This window comes from Streptomyces sp. NPDC005799 (genome assembly GCF_040630525.1).
Taxonomy (GTDB): Bacteria; Actinomycetota; Actinomycetes; order Streptomycetales; family Streptomycetaceae; genus Streptomyces; species Streptomyces griseorubiginosus_B.
In genome coordinates, this window is sequence record NZ_JBEXXQ010000016.1 from 69,603 (window position 1) to 90,006 (window position 20,404).

18 protein-coding genes are annotated in these 20,404 nt (G+C 71.9%); 7 read left to right on the plus strand and 11 right to left on the minus strand.

Going from position 1 to position 20,404, the window contains the following annotated elements:
* Positions 1–45 precede the first annotated feature (45 nt).
* The 4 genes from ABZ453_RS17795 to ABZ453_RS17810 form a co-directional block, all read right to left on the minus strand.
* Positions 46–507, minus strand: a complete 462-nt coding sequence (locus tag ABZ453_RS17795) for an ATP-binding protein (RefSeq protein WP_356763297.1) — start codon at positions 505–507, stop codon at positions 46–48.
* A gap of 497 nt (positions 508–1,004) precedes the next feature.
* Positions 1,005–1,934, minus strand: a complete 930-nt coding sequence (locus ABZ453_RS17800; protein ID WP_359015887.1) for an acyl-CoA dehydrogenase family protein — start codon at positions 1,932–1,934, stop codon at positions 1,005–1,007.
* Positions 1,935–1,937: 3 nt separating this feature from the next.
* Entirely contained in the window at positions 1,938–3,071 is a 1,134-nt protein-coding gene (locus tag ABZ453_RS17805; protein WP_359015888.1) for an acyl-CoA dehydrogenase family protein, read from the minus strand.
* The gene (locus ABZ453_RS17810) at positions 3,071–4,264 is read right to left on the minus strand and encodes an amidohydrolase family protein (RefSeq protein ID WP_359015889.1); all 1,194 of its coding nucleotides are present in this window, start codon (positions 4,262–4,264) and stop codon (positions 3,071–3,073) included. Before ABZ453_RS17810 ends, ABZ453_RS17805 begins: the two co-directional genes overlap by 1 nt.
* An 87-nt stretch (positions 4,265–4,351) precedes the next feature.
* Between ABZ453_RS17810 and ABZ453_RS17815 the strand changes: the two genes are divergently transcribed.
* Positions 4,352–5,884: an AMP-binding protein gene (locus tag ABZ453_RS17815; protein ID WP_359015890.1), complete on the plus strand. Its 1,533-nt coding sequence runs from the start codon at positions 4,352–4,354 to the stop codon at positions 5,882–5,884.
* Here the strand turns inward: ABZ453_RS17815 and ABZ453_RS17820 are convergent.
* Together ABZ453_RS17820 and ABZ453_RS17825 are read right to left on the minus strand one after the other, a co-directional pair.
* Positions 5,868–6,380: an EF-hand domain-containing protein gene (locus ABZ453_RS17820; protein WP_359015891.1), complete on the minus strand. Its 513-nt coding sequence runs from the start codon at positions 6,378–6,380 to the stop codon at positions 5,868–5,870. The genes ABZ453_RS17815 and ABZ453_RS17820 overlap by 17 nt on opposite strands.
* 176 nt (positions 6,381–6,556) lie before the next feature.
* Positions 6,557–6,937, minus strand: a complete 381-nt coding sequence (locus tag ABZ453_RS17825) for an STAS domain-containing protein (protein WP_359015892.1) — start codon at positions 6,935–6,937, stop codon at positions 6,557–6,559.
* Positions 6,938–7,247: 310 nt separating this feature from the next.
* On the opposite strand from ABZ453_RS17825, the gene ABZ453_RS17830 reads away from it, so the two are divergent.
* Together ABZ453_RS17830 and ABZ453_RS17835 are read left to right on the plus strand one after the other, a co-directional pair.
* Complete coding sequence (locus ABZ453_RS17830; RefSeq protein WP_359015893.1) at positions 7,248–7,820, plus strand: sigma-70 family RNA polymerase sigma factor; 573 nt, start codon at positions 7,248–7,250, stop codon at positions 7,818–7,820.
* Positions 7,817–9,340 (plus strand): zf-HC2 domain-containing protein, encoded by a 1,524-nt coding sequence (locus tag ABZ453_RS17835; RefSeq protein WP_359015894.1) that lies wholly within the window; start codon positions 7,817–7,819, stop codon positions 9,338–9,340. The genes ABZ453_RS17830 and ABZ453_RS17835 overlap by 4 nt, the downstream gene beginning before the upstream one ends.
* A gap of 234 nt (positions 9,341–9,574) precedes the next feature.
* Here the strand turns inward: ABZ453_RS17835 and purU are convergent, their stop codons facing one another.
* The gene (gene purU / locus ABZ453_RS17840; RefSeq protein WP_359015895.1) at positions 9,575–10,459 is read right to left on the minus strand and encodes a formyltetrahydrofolate deformylase; all 885 of its coding nucleotides are present in this window, start codon (positions 10,457–10,459) and stop codon (positions 9,575–9,577) included.
* 46 nt (positions 10,460–10,505) lie between these two features.
* Positions 10,506–11,006: a hypothetical protein gene (locus tag ABZ453_RS17845; RefSeq protein WP_133045583.1), complete on the minus strand. Its 501-nt coding sequence runs from the start codon at positions 11,004–11,006 to the stop codon at positions 10,506–10,508.
* A gap of 117 nt (positions 11,007–11,123) precedes the next feature.
* Here ABZ453_RS17845 and ABZ453_RS17850 point away from each other — a divergent pair, with 117 nt between their 5' ends.
* Positions 11,124–12,431 (plus strand): ABC transporter substrate-binding protein, encoded by a 1,308-nt coding sequence (locus tag ABZ453_RS17850; protein WP_359015896.1) that lies wholly within the window; start codon positions 11,124–11,126, stop codon positions 12,429–12,431.
* Between the two features lie 16 nt (positions 12,432–12,447).
* Here the strand turns inward: ABZ453_RS17850 and ABZ453_RS17855 are convergent, their stop codons facing one another.
* Positions 12,448–14,151: a hypothetical protein gene (locus ABZ453_RS17855; protein ID WP_359015897.1), complete on the minus strand. Its 1,704-nt coding sequence runs from the start codon at positions 14,149–14,151 to the stop codon at positions 12,448–12,450.
* 221 nt (positions 14,152–14,372) lie between these two features.
* On the minus strand, positions 14,373–15,758 hold the full coding sequence (locus tag ABZ453_RS17860; RefSeq protein ID WP_359015898.1) for a transcriptional regulator: 1,386 nt from the start codon (positions 15,756–15,758) through the stop codon (positions 14,373–14,375).
* Positions 15,759–16,067: 309 nt separating this feature from the next.
* Here ABZ453_RS17860 and ABZ453_RS17865 point away from each other — a divergent pair, with 309 nt between their 5' ends.
* Genes ABZ453_RS17865 through ABZ453_RS17875 form a run of 3 tightly spaced genes read left to right on the plus strand, consistent with a single transcriptional unit; the run spans position 16,068 to position 19,113 of the window.
* Positions 16,068–16,730 (plus strand): bifunctional DNA primase/polymerase, encoded by a 663-nt coding sequence (locus ABZ453_RS17865; RefSeq protein WP_359015972.1) that lies wholly within the window; start codon positions 16,068–16,070, stop codon positions 16,728–16,730.
* 20 nt (positions 16,731–16,750) lie between these two features.
* Positions 16,751–17,524 carry an ABC transporter ATP-binding protein gene (locus tag ABZ453_RS17870; protein ID WP_359015899.1) on the plus strand — a complete coding sequence of 258 codons (774 nt, stop codon included), beginning with the start codon at positions 16,751–16,753 and terminating at the stop codon, positions 17,522–17,524.
* Positions 17,521–19,113, plus strand: a complete 1,593-nt coding sequence (locus ABZ453_RS17875; protein WP_359015900.1) for a transporter — start codon at positions 17,521–17,523, stop codon at positions 19,111–19,113. Before ABZ453_RS17870 ends, ABZ453_RS17875 begins: the two co-directional genes overlap by 4 nt.
* Before the next feature lie 22 nt (positions 19,114–19,135).
* Here the strand turns inward: ABZ453_RS17875 and ABZ453_RS17880 are convergent, their stop codons facing one another.
* Positions 19,136–20,086 (minus strand): alpha/beta hydrolase, encoded by a 951-nt coding sequence (locus tag ABZ453_RS17880; RefSeq protein ID WP_359015901.1) that lies wholly within the window; start codon positions 20,084–20,086, stop codon positions 19,136–19,138.
* Between the last annotated feature and the right edge of the window lie 318 nt (positions 20,087–20,404).

Below are 20,404 nucleotides of genomic sequence, written 5' to 3' on the forward strand. Positions count from 1 at the left end.
CGACACCCGTGCACCGGCCCCCGCGTACCGGACGCACCAGTCGGGTCACACCGCCTCGAACGCCAGCCCCTCATAGGCCGACGCGCTCCCGGGGTACGCCACGGCGGCTCGCGCGGCCCCGTCGCACCGGTCCAGCTCGCACCAGATGCGCTTGCCCGCGCCGTCGGGGCTCCAGCCCCAGCGGTCGGCGAGCCCGTCGACGAGGGCGAGCCCCCGGCCGCCGGTCGCGTCGCCGTCCACACAGCGGGGTACCGGCGCCCGGGAGCTGGCGTCGGCCACCTCGAGGCGGACGGTGGCCGAACCGGCCCCGCTGCCGGGCAGGGACAGCCGGAGCACGGCGGGCCGGCCGGTGTGCACGACGGCGTTGGTGACGAGTTCGGAGACAAGCAGGATCAGCGTCTCGGCAAGCGAGTCGTCGACCCCGACACCGGGCCCGGCGAGGCGCGAACGCGCCCATTTCCGGGCTCGCCCCACCTCTGCGGGGTCGGGCCGGACTTCCAGCTGCACCTGAAGCACCTGCACCGCTCACACCATCCGAACCGGCGGACACATGACCTCACGCCACGCACGCACCGCGACGAGGGCCACGATCGTAGCCATTTTCTGCATGGCCAGAACAACAGCCAGAGCAGAGCCCAAGGCAGGGGTCACGGAACGTGAATCCCTTGCACGACAGCATGGTTGACGTACAGTCACCCCAACAAGCGCTTCGGGCATATTCCAGCGGGAAGGAGTACCCGTGCGGCATACTGTGCGACGCTCACCACGAGCAGTCGAACAGGCCTGATCCGGCCTCGCCCCAGGGGCAACACCGGCGTGGCGCGTGCTCGGAACCACTCGCATCCCACAGAAGGTACCGGAGCGCGCAGCCGACTCCGGGCCGTGACGGGTCACGCATAGGACACAACCCGATATCAACGCTCCGTGATTCCGGTATGCCACGATCCGCGACACACACACGCGCGCGTCGTCGACGATCCCCAGCCCAGCCGCCTTTCACACCGTCAGCTCGTCAGCTCCGCGGCGAGCAATTCCTCACTCTCCGTACCGCCACCCGCACGCTGCGCCCGCACCCAGGCCCGCTTCAGATGCAGATGAATCTCGCTCTCCCAGGTGAAGCCCATACCGCCGTGCACCTGGAGACAGTCCTGGGCGCCGTGCACGGCCGCCTCGTCGGCCAGCAGCCGCGCGGCGGCGATGTCGGCCGCGTCGGCCGTGACGGCGGCCGCGTAGACGGCGGCTCGGGCGACCTCGGCGCGCACCAGGATCTGCGCGCACAGATGCTTCACCGCCTGGAAGGCCCCGATCGGCTGCCCGAACTGCTCACGCGTCCGGGCGTGTTGCACCGCCAGCTCACACACGCGCGTGGCGGTTCCCAACTGCTCGGCCGCCGTGAGCAGAACCGCGACAGGATCGGTTCGCCCGGGCGCGGGCACCCGGTGCAAGGGCGTCAACGGATCCACGGACCGCACAGGCACGGCCCCCTCGGCCCCCGCCCGCACGACGTCAGCCTCCTCCATCCACTCCACGAGCCGCCCGTCGACTGCCGCGACAACGGTCTCCCCGGTAGCCGCACCGGGCACGACCCCGGCAGCAAGGTGCGTGGCGACCAACGGCCCGGGCAACAGGGCCCGCCCAGCCTCCTCAAACACCAACACGGCTTCGGACAGCCCGAGTCCGGCGCCCCCATCGGCTTCGGACAACCGCAACGAAAAGAACCCGAGGTCTCCGAGGTCCCGCCACAGCCCCCGGTCAAGACGGGGCAGATCAACCCCGGCTCCTGCAACGCCGAGTAGGGGCGCGGGACTGTGTCGATTTGCGGCTCCGCCGCGGGGCGCGACAAGCCCCCACACACCCGCAGACGAACGACGGCCCAAGAACCCCCGAACGGCCCCCCGCAACGCGACCTGCTCCGCGCTCAATTGAAACCGCACCGCTCACCTCCCCTTCGGCAGCCCCAATATCCGCTCGGCCACGATGTTCCGCTGAATCTGCGACGTACCGGCCGCGATCGTGTACGACAACGACGACAACCGATCCAGCACCCAGGGCCGATCGAGATCCAACGCCCTCTCCCCCAGCACCTCCGCCGCCGCGTCGTACAGCTCCTGCCGCGCGTGCGAGTACCGCAGCTTGAACACCGAGCCCCCCACCCCCGGCACCCCGCCGGAGGCCTCCGCCTCGCTGACGTTCCACTGCGTGAGCCGCCACAGCGCCCGGAACTCCGCGTTCAGCCTCCCCAGCCGCCGCCGCACCACCGGGTCGTCCCAACGCCCGTTGCGCCGGGCCTCGTCGGCGAGTTCACCCAGCACCCGACGACAGGCGACGACCTCCCCCACGAACGCCGTGCCGCGCTCGAAGGACAGCGTGACCATCGTGACCCGCCACCCGTCGTTCTCGTCCCCCACACGGTTCGCCACAGGCACCCGCACGTCGTCGAGGAACACCTCGGCGAACTCGGCGGACCCGGCAAGGGTCCGCAGTGGCCGCACGGTGATCCCCGGCGCGTCCATCGGCATGGCGAGCCAGCTGATGCCCCGGTGTTTCGGCGCCTCCGCGTCCGTGCGCACCAACAGCTCGCACCAGTCGGCCACTTCGGCGTGGGACGTCCAGATCTTGGAGCCGTTCACCACGTAGTCGTCGCCGTCCCTGCGCGCACGCGTCCGCAGGGACGCGAGGTCGGAGCCGGCGTCCGGTTCGCTGAAGCCCTGGCACCAGGCCTCCTCCCCGCGCAGGATCGGCGGCAGCCACCGCGCGCGCTGCTCGTCCGTGCCCTCGGCGGCGATGGTGGGCCCGGCGTGCAGCAGGCCCACGAAGTTCGCGCCGACGTAGGGGGCGCCGGCCTTCTCGGTCTCCTCCAGGAAGATGAGCCGGACCGTCGGCGAGGCGTCCCAGTGGACGTCGGCGTACCCGGCGTCGTACAGCAACCGCTGCCAGCCGAGGTCGTACGCCCGGCGTGCGGGCCAGTCGTCCGGGGACGGCTTCGCGGGCAGCGTGGGCAGCACCTTCGTGAGCCATTCGCGCAGCCGCGCCCGGAACTCCTCCTCCTCGGGCGTGTACGACAGGTCCATCAGCGGTCGAGGTCCAGGCCCAGCATGCGGATCGCGTTGCCCCGCATCAGCTTGTGGATCGTCTCGTCGTCGAGGCCCTTGACATGGTCGAGGGCGACCTCCTTGGTGTGCGGGAAGGTCGAGTCGACGTGCGGGTAGTCGGTCTCGAAGGTGGCGTTGTCGCGGCCCACCACGTCCAGCGAGGCGACTCCGTGCTTGTCGCGGAAGAAGCAGCAGAAGATCTGCCGGTAGTAGTACGTCGACGGCGGCTCGGGGATCGTGTCGCGCACCCCGCCCCACGCGCGGTGTTCCTCCCAGACGTCGTCGGCGCGTTCCAGGGCGTACGGGATCCAGCCCATCTGCCCTTCGGAGTAGGCGAGTTTGAGCGTCGGGAACTTCACCAGAACCCCGCTGAAGAGGTAGTCCATCATCGAGGCCATCGCGTTGTTGAAGCTGAGCGCGGCCTGCACGGCGGGCGGGGCGTCGGGGGAGGCGGCCGGCATCTGCGAGGACGAGCCGATGTGCATGTTGACGACCGTCCCCGTCTCCTGGCAGACGGCGAAGAACGGGTCCCAGTAGCCGGAGTGGATGGACGGCAGCCCGAGGTAGGTGGGGATCTCGGAGAAGGTCACCGCGCGCACCCCGCGCGCGGCGTTGCGCCGGATCTCCGCGACCGCCAGATCGACGTCCCACAGGGGGATCAGGCACAGCGGGATGAGCCGGCCGCCGCTGTCGCCGCACCACTCCTCGACCATCCAGTCGTTGTAGGCGCGTACACAGGCCAGCGCGACCTCCTTGTCGTGCGCCTCGGCGAAGGTCTGCCCGCAGAAGCGCGGGAAGGACGGGAAGCAGAGGCTGGCCTCGACGTGGTTGAGGTCCATGTCGGCGAGGCGCGCCTTCGGGTCCCAGCAGCCGCGCCGCATCTGCTCCCGGGTGATGCCCTCCAGGGTCATCTCGTCGCGGTCGAAGCCGACGGCGGCGATGTTGCGTTTGTAGGGGAACTTCAGGTCCTCGTAGATCCACCAGTCCGTCGGCGGGCCCTCGGGGTCCATCGTGATCTGGTACTTGCCGCCCACGTAGGCGAGTTCACCGATCCCCGCGGTCAGCGGCTGCGGCCCCCGGTCCCGGTACTTCGCCGGCAGCCACGTGTCGAAGAGGTGCGCGGGCTCGATCACATGGTCGTCGACGCTGATGATGCGGGGCAGTTCGGTCATGGTTCCCCTCCGCCGGACAGTACGTATCTGATGACCCGTCAGATAGCATGTCACCTGACGAGTCGTCAGCCAAGGCAGGGGGCAGACATGACCGAGACCCCGCACACCCTGAGTTCCTCCCGCACGTTGTGGGAGCTGGTGGAGCGCCGCGCCCGGCTCACCCCCGGGCGTCCCGTGCTCCTCCAGGACGACCGCACGCTGGCCTTCGGCGATCTGCGCACCCGGGCCGAGCGCGTGGCGGCCGGTCTGTACGACATGGGTGTGCGCCCCGGCACGGTGGTCGCCTGGCAGCTGCCCACCCGGATCGAGACGGCCCTGCTCTCCTTCGCGCTGGCCCGCCTGGGCGCCGTGCAGACGCCGGTCATCCCCTTCTACCGGGACCGCGAAGTCGGCTTCGCGCTACGGGAGTCGAAGGCGGAGTTCTTCGCGGTGCCGGGCACCTGGCGCGGCTTCGACCACACCGAGATGGCCCGGCGGCTCGGCGCCAAGGGCGTCTTCGAGGCCTACGACGACCTGCCGGACGGCGACCCGGACGTACTGCCCCCGCCGCCCGTCGAGGGCACCTCCGTGCGCTGGATCTACTGGACCTCCGGCACGACCTCCGACCCCAAGGGCGTGCTGCACACGGACCGTTCACTGATCGCGGGCGGCTCGTGCCTGGCCCACGCCCTGCGCCTGTCGGCCGACGACGTGGGCTCGATGGCCTTCCCCTACGCGCACATCGCCGGGCCCGACTACACGGTGATGCTGCTGCTGTACGGCTTCCCGGCGGTGATGTTCGAGCAGTTCGCACTGCCGGACGCGCTGGAGGGCTATCGCCGGCACGGGGTGACGGTGGCGGGCGGGTCCACGGCGTTCTACTCGATGTTCCTGGCCGAGCAGCGCAAACAGCCGGGGCGCAAGGTGATACCCACGCTGCGGCTGCTCGCGGGCGGCGGGGCGCCCAAGCCGCCGGAGGTGTACCACGCCGTCGTACGGGAGATGGGCGTGCAGCTCACCCACGGGTACGGGATGACCGAGGTGCCGATGATCACCATGGGGGCGCCGGACGACACCGTGGAGAACCTCGCGACGACCGAGGGGCGGCCGCCGGAGGGGATGGAGATACGGGTCGTCGACGGGGAGGTGCGGCTGCGCGGGGAGGCGGTGTGCCAGGGCTATCTGGACCCCGCGCAGACGGCGGAGGCCTTCGACGAGGAGGGGTTCCTGCGCACCGGGGACCTGGGGTTCGTGAAGGACAGCGGGCATCTGGTGCTCACCGGGCGACTGAAGGACGTGATCATCCGCAAGGGCGAGAACATCTCCGCGAAGGAGATCGAGGATCTGCTGGCCGCGCATCCGGCGGTCGGGGACGTCGCCGTGATCGGGCTGCCGGACGCCGAGCGCGGCGAGCGGGTGTGCGCGGTCGTGGAACAGGCACCCGGGGCCGAGGAGTTGACCCTGGCCGCCATGACGTCGTACCTGCGCGCGGAAGGACTGTCCGTGCACAAGCTGCCGGAGCAGCTGGAGGCGGTGGACGCCCTCCCACGCAACGAGACGCTGCGGAAGGTGCTCAAGTACAAGCTGCGCGAGCGCTACTCGGGGACCGCGGTGGCCGGGAGCGCTACTCGGGCACCGTGAAGTAGCGGGCGAACGCCGGGACGATCTCGGCCTCTCCCACCCTGCCGTCGCTGTCGCCGTCGAGGCCCGCGGCGGCCGCCTCGGCGACGGCCTGGTCGACCCCGAGCACCCGCAGCACCCGCGCGGTGTCGGCGACGGTGGCGGCTCCGTCGCCGTCCGTGTCGGCCACGGCGATCGCCGCGTGCAGGAAGGGGCGGGCGATCTCGGCGAACCGCTCGGGGTTGTCCCGCAGCCGCTTGACCGCGCCGGTGACGAACTCCTCACGCGTGATGCGCTGGTCGCCGTCCCGGTCCGCGATCCCGGCCATGCCCTGCCAGAACGCCTCCGCGCCGGCGTACAGCGCCTGCCCCTTGTCGGAGCGGGCCGCGACGGCGAACTCGGCGAGCAGCGCCTTGGCCGCCGTGCCGAAGTCCTCGCGGTCGATGTAGCCGTTGCCGTCCTGGTCGAAGGTGGCGAACCGGGCGGCGATCCTGCGCTCGTACTCGCTGCTGACCATGTCTTCTCAGGCCGCCTTACTCGCGTCGGGTGCATATATCTGGACGGAGCGTACGACGAGCTGGCCTGCCGGGGCGCGGTGGAGCGGCACTTGTACCAGGACCGGGTGAATTCCGGGACAACCGTGTGGCAATGACACGGTGACATTCCGTGACATCCCGTGACATCCGGTGGCGCCTACGCCGAGAGCGGGTCGGCCTCTTCGGTGACGGCCTCGTCCAGACCGGCGTACACGTCGAACAGACGGCGCACCCCGAGGGCGCCCAGGACCCGGTTGACGTGGGAGCCGTCGACCGCGCCCTGCGCCGGGAGTATGAGGCGCAGGTTGCCGTGGCAGGAGCGGAAGAGCCGGCGGGCGGCGATCAGTACGCCGACTCCGCTGGAGTCGCAGAAGAACACCTCGGAGAGGTCCAGGACGAGACTGTGGCGGCCCTCGGCCACCGCGTCGTGCACCCGCTGCCGCAGCACCGGGGACGACACCAGGTCCAGCTCGCCCGACACACGCAGCACGGCCCAGTCGCCCTGCTCGTCGCCGGTCACATGAAAAGTCACCACCATGCCCTTCGCTCGCCGGCCCCCCGCAAAACGGAAGCCGTTCCTACGCTTCCTTGCAGCGCGGCTGCCCAGCGGCCTTGCCCGCAAACTCCGCGACGGAAACGGAAAGCGATCGAAAGAGGCTTGTTTTAGTCGCCTTCGATCCTGTTCGATCAGTTCTGCACCGGGTAGGCGAACGCCCACTATCACCTGCGGCTCTCTCGGGGGCGCGCATTGCGACAAAGGGGCGTGCGCCGACATGGGTGCCGACTACATTCGAGAAGACGGTGGGCGCACGCTGGGCACCGGCGAGAACACGGGTGAGGGGGGCCGCATGGCGAAGAAGGACGCACCGCCCCGCTGGGACCGCAAGATGCAGCAGCGACTGGCACGCGGTGAGGCGGCCGCGCTCGGCGAGCTCTACGACCGGTTCGCCTCGCTCGTGCACGGCCTCGCCCATCGCGTCCTCGGAGACGAGAGCGCCGCCGACGGCATCACGCGTGACGTCTTCGTCCATGTCTGGGAGCACCCCGAGCGCTACGACCCCAAGGAGGGCCCGCTGCGCACCTGGGTCGCCACGCTGACCCACCGCCTCGCCGTGCAGCGGCTGCGCGCCACGGAGACCGCCGCGCTGGCCCAGGGCACCGGCGGCTCGCCCGAGGAACTGGAACGCAGGGTCCGACGCGCCTCGGTCGCCGCCCGTGCCGACTACATCGTCACCTCCATGCCCTCTCCGCTGCGCGCCGCGCTGGACCTTGCCTACTTCCAGCGCCGCGACTACCGCCAGACCGCCGCCGACCTCGGCGTCACCGAGGACGAGGCCCGCCGCCGCCTCCGCCTGGGCCTCCAACTCCTGTCCACGGCCCACGACACCGGCACCCCGCCCGAACCCGGGGGTGCGGTGTGAGCGACTTCGAAACGTTCGACGAGAACGGCGACTTCGAGGGCGGGGAGGCCAAGGAGGAGGAGCGGCAGCAGCAGCCGGGCGACGGAGATTTCGGCGCCAAGAATCCGGGCACCGCGACCGGACCTGCCGCGCCGGACCGACCGGGAACCGGACAAGCCGGGGAGGGTGCCACCAGAGGCGGGCCGGGCGCCGGCGGGGACGGCGGGCCGGGGAGCGGTGTGCGCGGCTCTGGCGGGCCCGCGGGCGGTGGCGGCCAAGGGCAGCCGACGGCCGGCGGTGGAGCCGGGGAAGGTGCCGCCGCAGGCGGGACGGGTGGTGGTGCGTGGCGGTCGCCGCGGATACCCATGCCTCGTGCCTCCGTCGAGGACGGGGAGCTGCCGTTGCCCGCGTCCGTCGCGGTGCCGGTCGTGCTGGAGCATCAGGTGTTGAAGTCGCTGCTCGGCGCCTGGGCGCTGGCCGCGTGCTCGGCGGAGGAGACGGCGGCCGTCGAGGAACACCTGGGCGGCTGCGGCACCTGCGCGGACGAGGCACGGCGGCTGCGTGAGGCCGTGGGCCTGCTGCACCCGCCGGAGAGCCTGGACCTGGACCCCGCGCTGCGCACCCGCGTCCTGGCGGGCTGCCTCGGCCGGCGCCCTCCGCGCATCCCGGTGCCCGGGTGGGCGGCGCCGTACGACGCGGAGACGGCCCGGCTCGACGCCCTGCTGCAGGACATAGGCGACGCCGAGTGGCACGCCCCCGTACGGCTGCGCTGGTTCGAGGGCGACGGCGCGGAGAGCCGCCGTACGACGGTCGCCGGGGTCATCGCCCATCTCCTCTCCGTCGACGGGCTCGTCGCGGTCGCACTCGGCCTGGAGGACCCCCTCGGCGAGATCGTCGCCGAGGGCCCCACCCCGGCGGCGCGCACCGAGGCGTACTGGCGCACCTCGCACTTCCCGCCGACCCGGGGCATCAGGGCGCCGTGGCGCGAGCAGACCCACGACCTCGTCCGCACCGTCTCCTTCACCGGCGGCTCGGGCTCCGCCCGGCTGGCCGTCTCGTACGGCGACTTCGAACTGCCGCTGCACGACGCGATGCTGGACCGCGCGTTCGAGTGCTGGGTGCACGCGGAGGACATCGCCGAGGCGGTCGACTACCCGTACGAGCCGCCGTCCCCGCGTCATCTGCACCGCATGATCGACCTGGCGGCCCGCATGCTGCCCGCGGTGCTGGCGGAACGCCGGCGGTCGGGGCTTGCCGCGGCCGCGGAGGGCCGCCATCTCGGGGTCGCCGGGGCACCCGGCCGCAGCCTGCGCCTGGAGATCGAGGGTTCGGGCGGCGGCGAGTGGCTGATCCCCCTGGACTCCCCGGCGGCGGTGGGCTCGGAGGAGTTCGAGGTCGCGCATGTGGCCCTGGACGGTGTGGAGTTCTGCCGGTTGGCCGCCGGCCACGTGCCGCCGGAGGAAGCGGCAGCTGGACAGGTGGGTGACCGTCAGGCCATCCGGGATGTTCTGTTCGCGGCGGCGGCGATGAGCCGGATGTAGGGGCTGGTTGCGGCTTCGTCGGCGGCTGCGGGTGATTCGTGGCTGGTCGCGCCGCGGGGGCGCCGTGCAGCGGCCGACGCGGCGCCGGGGCGCGGGGAGCGGCGGAGCCGCAAATCGATACAGCCCCGCGCCCCTGAAGGCACGTTCAGCTGAGCTTTTTCAGGGGCGCGGGGAACTGCGCGAACGGGTCCCACTCACCCGCAGCCGCCGACGAACCCAGAACCCTCCGAGCCACTAGGCGAACACAACCGTCCGTCGGCCATTGAGCAGAATCCGCCGCTCCGCATGCCACTTCACGGCCCGCGCCAGCGCCTGGCACTCCACGTCCCGCCCGATCGCCACCAGCTGGTCCGGTGTGACGTCGTGCCCCACCCGCTCGACCTCCTGCTCGATGATCGGCCCCTCATCCAGGTCGGCGGTCACATAGTGCGCCGTCGCCCCGATCAGCTTCACACCCCGCGCATGAGCCTGGTGGTACGGCTTCGCACCCTTGAAGCTCGGCAGGAAGGAGTGATGGATGTTGATGATCCGCCCGCTGAGCTGCTTGCACAGGTCGTCCGACAGCACCTGCATGTAGCGGGCCAGAACCACCAGCTCCACGTCGTTCTCGCGGACGAGCTGCAGCAGCCGTGCCTCCGCGTCGGCCTTGGTCTCCCTCGTCACCGGAATGTGGTGGAAGGGGATGTCGTACGAACCCACCAGCTCCGCGAAGTCCGTGTGGTTGGACACCACCGCCGCGATCTCCACCGGCAACGCCCCGATCCGCGTCCGGAACAGCAGGTCGTTCAGGCAGTGCCCGAACTTGCTGACCATGAGCACGATCCGCATCTTCTCGTCGGCCTCGTTGAGCTGCCAGTCCATGTGGAAGGAGTCTCCGATCGCCGCGAAGCTCGCCCGCAGCTTGTCCACCGTGACCGGGGCGTCCGCCGAGAAGTGCACGCGCATGAAGAACAGACCCGTGTCGTGGTCGCCGAACTGCTGACTGTCCTCGATGTTGCAGCCGGTCATGAAGAGATAGCTCGACACGGCGTGCACGATGCCCTTCTTGTCAGGGCAGGAGAGCGTGAGGACGTACTGGTCGGCGGGGGTCGCCTCGGTTCGGGTGGACTGCTCGTTCATGCCCGCCATGGTCCCACGAGCGGGGCGCCGGGCGGACCCGCGTCCGTCACGCGGACCGCGTCATGATCCGCAGCAGCTCCAGCGTGCGCGGCGGCGTGTCCGGGTCCTCGCCGTCGGCCATCGCCATCCGCACGTGCGCGTCCCGCGCCGCCCGCACCGCGTCCGGCCACCCGGCGTTCTCCATGTACACGGAGACCGGGGCGTCCGGGCCGACCTGGTGCATGATCCGCAGCACCCGCAGCACCGCGGTGTCGACGAGGGCCGCCTCCTGCGAGTCGCGGAAGATCGTGCCGACGTACTTCTCGGCGGACCAGTTGTCCAGCCAGGTGTCCTCGACCAGGCGGTACACGGCGTCGGTGACGTCCCCGTACCCGTCGACCCCGGCCAGCCAGACGTTCTGCTGGAACACCGGGTCGGAGAGCATGTGCAGCGCGGAGCGCACATTGCTGCGCCAGCGCCACCACGGCATGTCGTTCAGTGGCATGCCGCCCATGGTGGATGAGCGACGCCCGCGTCGGGAAGGGTTCTCCGTACCTTGCACGGTCACTGATCGTACGTTCTTCCCACCGGGCCCCTCTCCGACCCCCGTAATTCACCTTCGTGTCACCGCTCGATAACCGAGGGTCACCCCCGGGTTACGGATGTGGCGGAAGCGTGTGTGCCCATGACTGGCAGGCGACGCACCCGCAGCACCTTCCTCCCCACACTCAACCGGCCCGTCAGAGCAACCGTCCGCATGGCGGGGGCCCTGGCCGCGTGCGCGTCCCTCGCCGCAGGATGCGGGGTCATCCCCGGTGCCACGGGGGGCGGCGGGGATGACCCGATCACCGTCATGACCTGGGCCCCGCAGGACACCAGTGCCACCAACAAGCCCGGCATGCCCGCCTTCGCGCAGGCCTACGCGCGCTGGATCAACGCCAAGGGCGGTATCAACGGCCGCAAGCTGAAGGTCCTGACCTGCAACGACCACAACGACAGCGTGGCCGCCGCCAAGTGCGCACGCGACACCGTGAAGGCCGGGGTCGTCGCCGTCGTCGGTTCCTACAGCCAGTTCGGCGACTCCTACCTGCCCGACCTGGAGGGCGCGGGCATCCCCTACATAGGCGGATACGGCGTCACCACCGCCGAGTTCACCAGTCCGCTGTCCTACCCGGTCAACGGCGGGCAGCCCACGCTGCTGGCCGGCCTCGGCAAGGAACTCGCCGCGAGCTGCGGCCCCGTGGCGCTGGTACGCGCCGACACCATCGCGGGCGACGAGCTGCCGCCCATGCTCGACGCGGGGCTCGGGGCGGGCGGGCACAAGCCGGCCATCGACCAGCGGGCGGCGGAGGACACGACCGAGTACACGCAGCCGGCGGCCGACGCGCTGGACGCCACGACCGGCGACCCCACGAAGGAGGGGTGCGTCATCCCCTCGCTCGGGGACGGCACCAGCACCTTCATGGACTCCTTCCAGCGGGCTCGCCAGGGCCGTCCCGCGGTGCGCACCGCGGCCACCCTGGACAGCGTCGACCAGACGGCCATCAACGAGTCCGGCGCGCAGAGGGGCCCGTACGAGGGTGCGTACATCACCGGCTGGTACCCGCCGGCCGGCGACCCGCGCTGGGACGGGATGAAGAAGGTGATCAGCGCGCAGGCCTTCGGGGACAACCGGATCGACGCCGCGGACGCCGGGGTGCAGACGACGTGGATCGCCTACACGGTGCTCACCAAGGTCGTCCAGTCGCTCGGTGGCGGCGACGTGACCTCCGACGCGATCCGCCGGGCCCTGGACGACGGGCTGAAGGTCTCCACCGGCGGTCTCACGCCGACCCTGCGGTGGGGCGCCCAGGGGCCCCTGGCGAGCATCGGTTTCTCCCGCGTCGTCAACGCCGACGTCACCCTCCAGGTGGTCAGGCAGGGCCAGCTGGTGGCGGCGCGCAACGGCTTCGTGGACACGACGAGGGCCCTGCAGGACGCGCGGGTCGACTGACCCGCGCGCCGCTCGCTCACAGCTGGGTCGGCTGGCGCTGGGTCAGGCCGTAGGTCTTCGCGATCGCGTTCCACAGGTCGGCCGCCTCGGCCTTCCGCTGGCTGGCGGTGCCGCTCGCGCGGTTGCCGGCCGCGGTCTGGCCCGTGGTGCGGGCCTGGCCCTTCTTGCAGCCCTTCTTGTTGCCGCCGACCTGGTCGGCCCAGGCCGCGTAGTGGTTGTCGGCCGCCGCGGAGGCCTGCCAGGCCCGGGTGAGGGCGGTGGTCAGCTCGGCGTGGTTCGCCAGCTTGTCGACGGACAGGCCGGAGAGGCTGGTGACCAGCTGGGTGCGCTGCTTGGCGGCGTCGCGCAGGTCCGAGGCCGCGCCGTCCAGGTTCCGGCAGGCCTTCACGTTCGCCACCGCGGCGATCACCGAGGCCCTGCTGTTGCCGCTGTCGGACAGCAGCTTGTCCAGAGCGACGGCCTGCTGCTTCGCGGGGTCCGCCGCGGACGCCGAGGAGGATCCGCCGGACGCGGGCGCGGTGGCGGAGACGGTCTGGTTCTTGTCCTTGCCGCCACCTCCGCCGAGCATCGCGCCGGCCCCGACGCCGATCACCACGATGCCGATGCCGACGGCCGCGATGAGCGGCACCTTCGACCGGCCACGGCCCCCGCGCGTCTCCTGCGGCGGCGGGTAGGAGGCGGGCGTCTGCCGGCCGTACGACGGCTGGGGCGCCTGCCGACCGTACGAGGGCGCCGACTGCTGCCCGTACGGCGGCTGGGCGGCGGGGGGCTGCTCGTAGCGGGGCAGCTGCTGCGTGGCCCCGGCGGGGCTGTCGGCGCCCGGCCCGCTGCGGAACAGGTTGTCGAACTCGGCGGGCGGCTGCCGGTCGCCGCCGGGCTGGGCACCGTAGGGGGCCTGATCGGTCACGGGCGGCAGGAACTGCGTGGGCTGCGCGTCCGGCCCGGCGGCGGGCATGGGCCCGGCCCCCGCGTGCGGGTCGTGCGCCTGAGGTCCCGGGAATCCGGTAGCGCCGGTCGCGCCCTGCGGGGCGTGCGCCTGGGCACCCTGCCCCGCGAACCCGGCCGCTCCGGCTCCCGTCTGCGGGGCGTGCCCCGGGAACCCGGTCGTCCCGGCCCCCGTCGGCGCACCGACCTCGGGCGGTAGCGCGCCCGGGCCGACCGGCGGGATGTACTGGGTCGCGGCCTCGTCGCCGTTCGCGGGGACGGGCGGCAGGAACTGGGTGGCGCCTTCGCTGCCGGGCACGGGCGCACCGGCGGGCATGCCGGAGCCGATGACCGGCGGTATGTACTGGGTCGCCCCTTCGTCGGCCGCGGGGGGCAGGGGGGCGCTGAAGCCGCCGGAGCCGACGGGGGTGCCGTAGCCGTCGTCGGCCGGCGGCAGGGGCTGGGAGGCGGAGGTGGTCCACTGGTCGGGGGCCGCCCAGGACTGGTCCGGCGGGCTCGGCCAGGACTGGGCCGGGGGCGGCGCCGGGCTCTGGTGCTGGTCGGGGCCCCAGGGCGTGCCCCAGGACTGGCCGCCGGGCGGGGCCGCGGCCGGGTTCTGCGGGCCGGCCTGCTGCTGGGCGGAGGAGCCGCCGTAGGAACCGGTGTGACCGCCCGGTGCCGCGGGCTGGGCGTTCAGCATGCCCGGGAGCAAAGGTTCGCCGCCGTCGGAGGGCAGCACGATGCCTTCGCGCGCTTCGCGCGGCGAGGGCTTCTCGCCCTGTCCACTCTGCGTCACCGGGACTCCTACACATGGGGGGCCTTGTGAATCGTCGGCTCACGCTACCGGGTCCCCCGAGCCGGGTGCCACGCAGCTCAGGCCTCAACCTCCTTACCTGTGACAGCGGTAACAGAATCGCTCTACAGCACGCTCCTTATGTCCACCGCGCGTGCGAACCCGCACGGCAACCGGCCGTTTCCCGCAGCTTCACGCACCCGGGACCGGCCGGTCACCCGCCCTCACGCCGCCGCCTGCAACTCCATCCGCGCCCCGAACTCCCGCACCACCGGTTCCTCCCGGTACGGCTCGAGCCGCTGCTGGAAGTCCTCCAGGTACTCGGCGCCCCGGTTGGAGCGCAGGGTCTCCAGCAACTCGACCGCTTTGAGGCCGGTGTTGCATGCCTGCTCGATCTCTCGCTGCTGCACCTGCGCGGTGGCCAGCAGCACGTACCCGATGGCCCGCCTGCGCGCCTTCGTCTCCGGCAGCCCGGCCAGCGACTCCTCCGCGCACCGCGCGGCCGCCTCGGCCTGTCCGAGATCGCGGTGGCAGTGCGCCAACTCGTCGGCCAGATACGCCTCGTCGAAGTGCGTGATCCACGCCGGGTCGTCCCCGGAGTCGGTGTCGGCCGCCTCCAGCGCGCTCACCGCCCGCCCGGACGCCAGCTGGGCCGCCCGCGCGTCGCCCATCAGGGCGTGGCCGCGTGCCTCCGCCGCGTAGAACATCGACTCCGCGCGCGGGGAGACGCGCCCCCGCGCCCCCTCCTGCGCCGCCCGCGCCAACTGCGCGATCTCCCGTGGGTTGCCGAGCTGCGCGGCGAGATGGCTCATGGAGGCGGCCAGCACATAGCCGCCGTACCCCCGGTCGCCCGCCGCCTGCGCGAGCCGCAGCGCCTGGATGTAGTACCGCTGGGCCAGGCCCGGTTGGCCGGTGTCGACGGCCATGTACCCGGCGAGCTCGGTGAGTCGGCCGACCGCGGCGAACAGGTCACGGCCCACCGCCTCCCGGTACGACCCCGCCAGCAGCCCGGAGACGACGCTGTTGAGGTAGTGCACGACGACCGGGCGCACATGCCCGCTGCCGTACTGGTGGTCCAGGTCGACGAGGGCCTGGGTCATCGCCCGCACGGCCGCCACGTCGGACTGTCCGACGCGCGGGCCCGCCGAGCGCGCCACCTGTGCGTCCGGTGAGGAGATCAGCCAGTCCCGGCTCGGCTCCACCAGCGCGGACGCTGCGACGGACGAGCCGGACAGGAAGTCCCGCCGCCCGACGTCGCTGCGCCACAGCTCGCAGACCTGCTCGATGGCTCCCAGTACCGTCGGCGAGAACTGGAGCCCGACGCCCGAGGCGAGGTTCTTGCCGTTGGCCATGCCGATCTCGTCGATCGTGACCGTACGGCCGAGTTTGCGGCCCAGCGCCTCCGCGATGATCGCGGGCGCCCGGCCCCGCGGCTGCTGTCCGCGCAGCCAACGGGCCACGGACGTCTTGTCGTAGCGCAGGTCGAGGCCGTGCTCGGCGCCGCACATGTTGACCCGGCGGGCGAGCCCGGCGTTCGAGCACCCCGCCTCCTGGATGAGCGCCTGCAGCCGTTCGTTCGGCTGCCGCGCGACGAGAGGCCTTGCGGCCATTGGCACTACCCCCTGTGGCTGCGGTGCCTGCCCACGCACCGAGTTGGCGTGTCCTTCCCTACCGGATCCCTCGCCGTGGGGGGCGAAAAGATCCGGCCGGGAAGATCAATGCCCCGCGGACATACCGAAAATGCGAGGCATGCGAGGATTGCCGGGGTAAAAGCTGATGCCGACCCCGCTACTGGCTACCCAGATCACACCGGAGTCCCTCCTCTGCGCCCCCACGCGTGCACCCATGCGCCCCGATGCGGAATCGTTGCCCCTCCCCCGCGCATGTGGCATGCGTAACCCCCGGTGATCACTAGAGTTGTGTTCATCGTGGACGAGACCATCGCGGGGCCCGAAGCAGCCCGAATCCCGAAGCAGCGCGGAGAATCGCTGCTGGAGACCGCCGTTCGCTACGCCGAGGAGCGTCACTGGGACGTCTTCCCCGGCACCTGGCTGGAAGCCGTCGACGGGGTGCAGCACTGCTCCTGCGGCGAGGCCGGGTGCGATGCGCCGGGGGCGCATCCCGCACGGGAGGACTGGGCGACGCAGGCGACGGGCAGCGCTACCGTCGCCCGCCGGATGTGGCAGAAGCAGCCGACGGCGTCGATCCTGCTGCCCACGGGGCGGACGTTCGACGCGATCTCCGTCCCGGAGACGGCCGGGTTTCTGGCGCTGGCCCGCATGGAGCGCATGGAGTTGACGCTGGGTCCCGTGACGTTGACGCCGGACCGCCGGATGCGCTTCTTCGTGCTGCCGGGTGCGTCGGCGAAGGTTCCCGACCTGGTTCGCAAGCTGGGCTGGTCCCCGTCGTCCCTCGATCTGGTCGCACTGGGCGAGGGGGCGTACGTGGCCGCGCCCCCCACGCGATACGGATCCCGGGGAGCCGTGCAGTGGGCCTGCCGGCCCACCCCCGCCAACCGGTGGCTGCCGGACGCGGAGGAGCTGATCTCCCCGCTTGCCTATGCGTGCGGTCGGGAGAGGTGACCTCACCGTAGGGTTCATGCATGACGTCAGCCGCCGTACGCGTACAGGGTCTCTGGAAACGGTTCGGGCAGCAGGTTGCCGTTGCCGGGATCGATCTTGAGCTGCCCGCGGGGAAGTTCATCGGACTGGTGGGACCCAACGGGGCCGGCAAGACGACCACCCTCTCCATGGTGACCGGGCTGCTCAGGCCCGATCAGGGGACCGTCGAGGTCGTCGGGCATGACGTGTGGCGCGATCCGGTGGCCGTCAAGGCGCGGATCGGGGTGCTGCCGGAAGGGCTGCGGCTCTTCGAGCGGCTGTCCGGCAGGGAACTGCTCGCCTACTCCGGCCGGTTGCGCGGACTGCCCGGCGCCGAGGTCGACAAGCGGGCCACACAACTGCTCGACGTGCTCGACCTGGCCGGCGCCCAGCACAAGCTCGTCGTCGACTACTCGACCGGTATGCGCAAGAAGATCGGGCTCGCCGCCGCACTGCTGCACAATCCCGAAGTGCTCTTCCTCGACGAGCCGTTCGAGGGCGTCGACCCGGTGTCGGCGCAGATCATCCGGGGCGTACTGGAGCGGTACACGGCCTCCGGCGCCACCGTCGTCTTCTCCTCCCACGTCATGGAACTCGTCGAGTCCCTGTGCGACTGGGTCGCCGTGATGGCCGCCGGCCGTATCCGCGCCCACGGCACCCTCGCCGAGGTCCGCGGCGACGCCCCCTCGTTGCAGCAGGCGTTCCTCCAGCTCGTCGGTGCGGGCGGCCGCGACGCCGGTACCGATCTGGACTGGCTGGGCGGCGGCGCGCGATGACGGGCGACATCACCGGGACCGTCGTACGGCTGAAGCTGTCACTGCTCAAGAACGGGCTCAGGCAGTCCGGGGGCCGGCGGGCCGCGTACGTCGCGTCCGCCGTCGTCGTGCTGCTGTTCGGGGCGCTGCAGCTGCTCGGGCTGATCGCGGTGCGCGGGCACGCGCACATCGACGCCGTGGTCGTGCTGCTGACGGCCGTGCTGGCGCTGGGCTGGGCGGTGATGCCGCTGTTCTTCCCCGGCGGCGACGAGACGCTCGACCCCACCCGGCTGGTGATGCTGCCGCTGCGGCCCCGGCCGCTGGTGCGGGCACTGCTCGCGGCCTCGCTGGTCGGCATCGGACCGCTGTTCACGCTGCTCCTGCTGATCGGTTCGACGGTCGCGGTCGCGCACGGAGGTGCGGCCTACGCCGTCGGGGTCATCGCCGTCGTCCTCGCGCTGCTGGTGTGCGTGGCCCTCGCGCGGGCCGTGGCCGCCGCCAACATCCGCCTGCTGACCAGCCGTAGGGGCCGCGACCTCGCGGTGCTCAGCGGGCTGGTCATCGCGATCGGGGCGCAGCTGGTCAACTTCGGTGCGCAGCGCCTGGGTTCGAGCGGGCTGGCGCAGCTCGCGCCGGTCGGGGACGTGGTGCGGTGGCTGCCGCCCGCGTCGGCGATCGGTGCGGTGCACTCGGTGAGCGAAGGGTCGTACGGCATCGCCGCCGCTCAACTCGCCCTCAGTGCCGGGGCGTTGGTGGCGCTGATCGCCGTATGGGCGGGGCATCTGACCCGGCTGATGACCTCGCCGGACGGCTCCACCCTGCAGAGCGACACCGAGCCCGGCCGGCGGGAGCGGACGTCCGGGGGGCCGGCCCGGCTGCTGCCCGCCGGGCGGACGGGGACGGTCATGGAGCGCAGCCTGCGGTACGTGTGGCGGGACCCCAAGACCAAGGCCGCCTGGGTGACGTCGCTCGCCATCGGCCTCATCGTGCCGGTGTTCAACGCCCTGCAGGGCACCGGCTCCATCTACTTCGCGTGCTTCGCCGCCGGGATGCTCGGCATCCAGATGTACAACCAGTTCGGGCAGGACACGTCCGCGTTCTGGATGGTGGCGACCACGATCTCCTCCGCGCACGACGCCTACGTCGAGCTGCGCGGGCGGGCGCTGGCGCTGCTGGTGATCACCCTGCCGTACGCCACGCTGGTCACGGTCCTCACGACCGCGATGCTCGACGACTGGCCGCGCCTGCCCGAGGTGCTCGGCCTGTCCTTCGCCCTGCTCGGGGCGATGCTGGCCACCGGCGCGTGGACCTCGGCCCGCTTCCCGTACTCCATTCCGCAGGAGGGCTACAAGAACGTCGCCCCCGGCCAGAGCGGCCTCGCCTGGATCTCCATCTTCGGCGGCATGGTCTCGGCGGCCCTGCTGTCCTCCCCGGTCATCGCCGTGACGATCTGGGTCAACGTGGTGGAGGGCGGCGCCGGCTGGAGCTGGGTCCTGCTGCCCCTGGGCGCGGCCTACGGGGCGGCGATCACCTGGGCGGGCCTGCGTCTGGCGGCACCGCGCACGGCGGCCCGGCTCCCGGAGATCCTGACAGCGGTGAGCAAGGGGTGAGGGCGAGGCGCTGCTGAGCGGATCAGGGCGTGCTGAGCACGGAGTCCAGGAACGGCTCGATCGCGGCCCGCCAGGCCTCCGGCTGGTCGTAGTGGACCAGGTGGCCGGCGTCGGCGACCTCCGCGTACTCCCCGCGGGGCAGCACCCGCACCATCTCCTGCGCCTCCGCCCGCCCCAGCTCCCCGTCGAGCCCCCGCACCACCAGCGCCGGGCAGCGCACCTGGGTGAGCTCCTCCCAGTGCGCGTCGTACACCCAGGTCTCCCGGGACTTCAGCATCTGCTCGGGTTCGAAGACCGGCCGCCAGCCGTCGGCGGACTCGTGCATCACCTCGGCGTAGAACTCCCCGCGCGCCGGATTCGGCCGCTCCACCCAGGGATCGTCCTCACCGAACCACTTGCGTACGTCCGCCAGCGTGGCGAAGGGGACGGGCCACGCCCGGAACCAGTCCGCCCATTCCCGCTGCGAGGCGGCGCCGAGGGCGGAGGCTCGCATGTCGCAGATGACCAGGCCCCGCACCAGGTCGGGGCGCTTCGCGGCGAGCTGCCAGGCGGTCAGCGCGCCCATGGCGTGGCCGATGAGGACGGCCGGGGCGAGGCCGAGCTGTTCGAGGGCGGCCTCCGCGTCCTCGACGTAGGCCTCACGGGTGTACGCGGCCTGTGGGGGCTTGTCGCTCTGGCCGTGTCCCCGCTGGTCGAGCGCGACGGCCCGGTGCCGCTCGGAGAGCCAGCGGGCGGTGGACGCCCAGTGCGAGGCGCGGCCCATCAGGCCGTGCAGTAACAGCACCCCGGGCGCGCGCTCCTGGTCGGCGTGCGGCGCCGCCCGGTCCGGCGGTCCCGGCTGTCCGGGTACGAGGCCGGGCGGGTCGGTCCTGGGCAGGTCCGTCTTGGCGGGGTCGGTCTTGGGCGGGTCCCCGAACTCCCAAGCCGCGAGGCGTACGCCGCCCGCCCCGGTCACGTCGATGCGTCGCGCCATGGTCCTGGCACCCCCCTAGCTCCGCTCGGACCGCTCCCGCTCGAGCCGGCCGGTCCTGTGAACCGTGTCCTGCCGTTGCCGTGCACTCACTCCTGAAGCGCAGATTCCGCGTCCCCCGTCACTCGCAGACTATCGAATGCGTATTCGAAAATGCCGTCTCGCCGGACAACACCCCTCGTTCGAGTGACCCCGCTCAAGGAATGATCGCCGCCACCGCGGGGAGATCTTCAACGGGAGGCGGACCGCTCGGGGAAACCGGTCCGAGGGGAATGACCCTGAGAGCTCGGGGCTCCGGGTCAGCACAGGGGAGGACAGGCC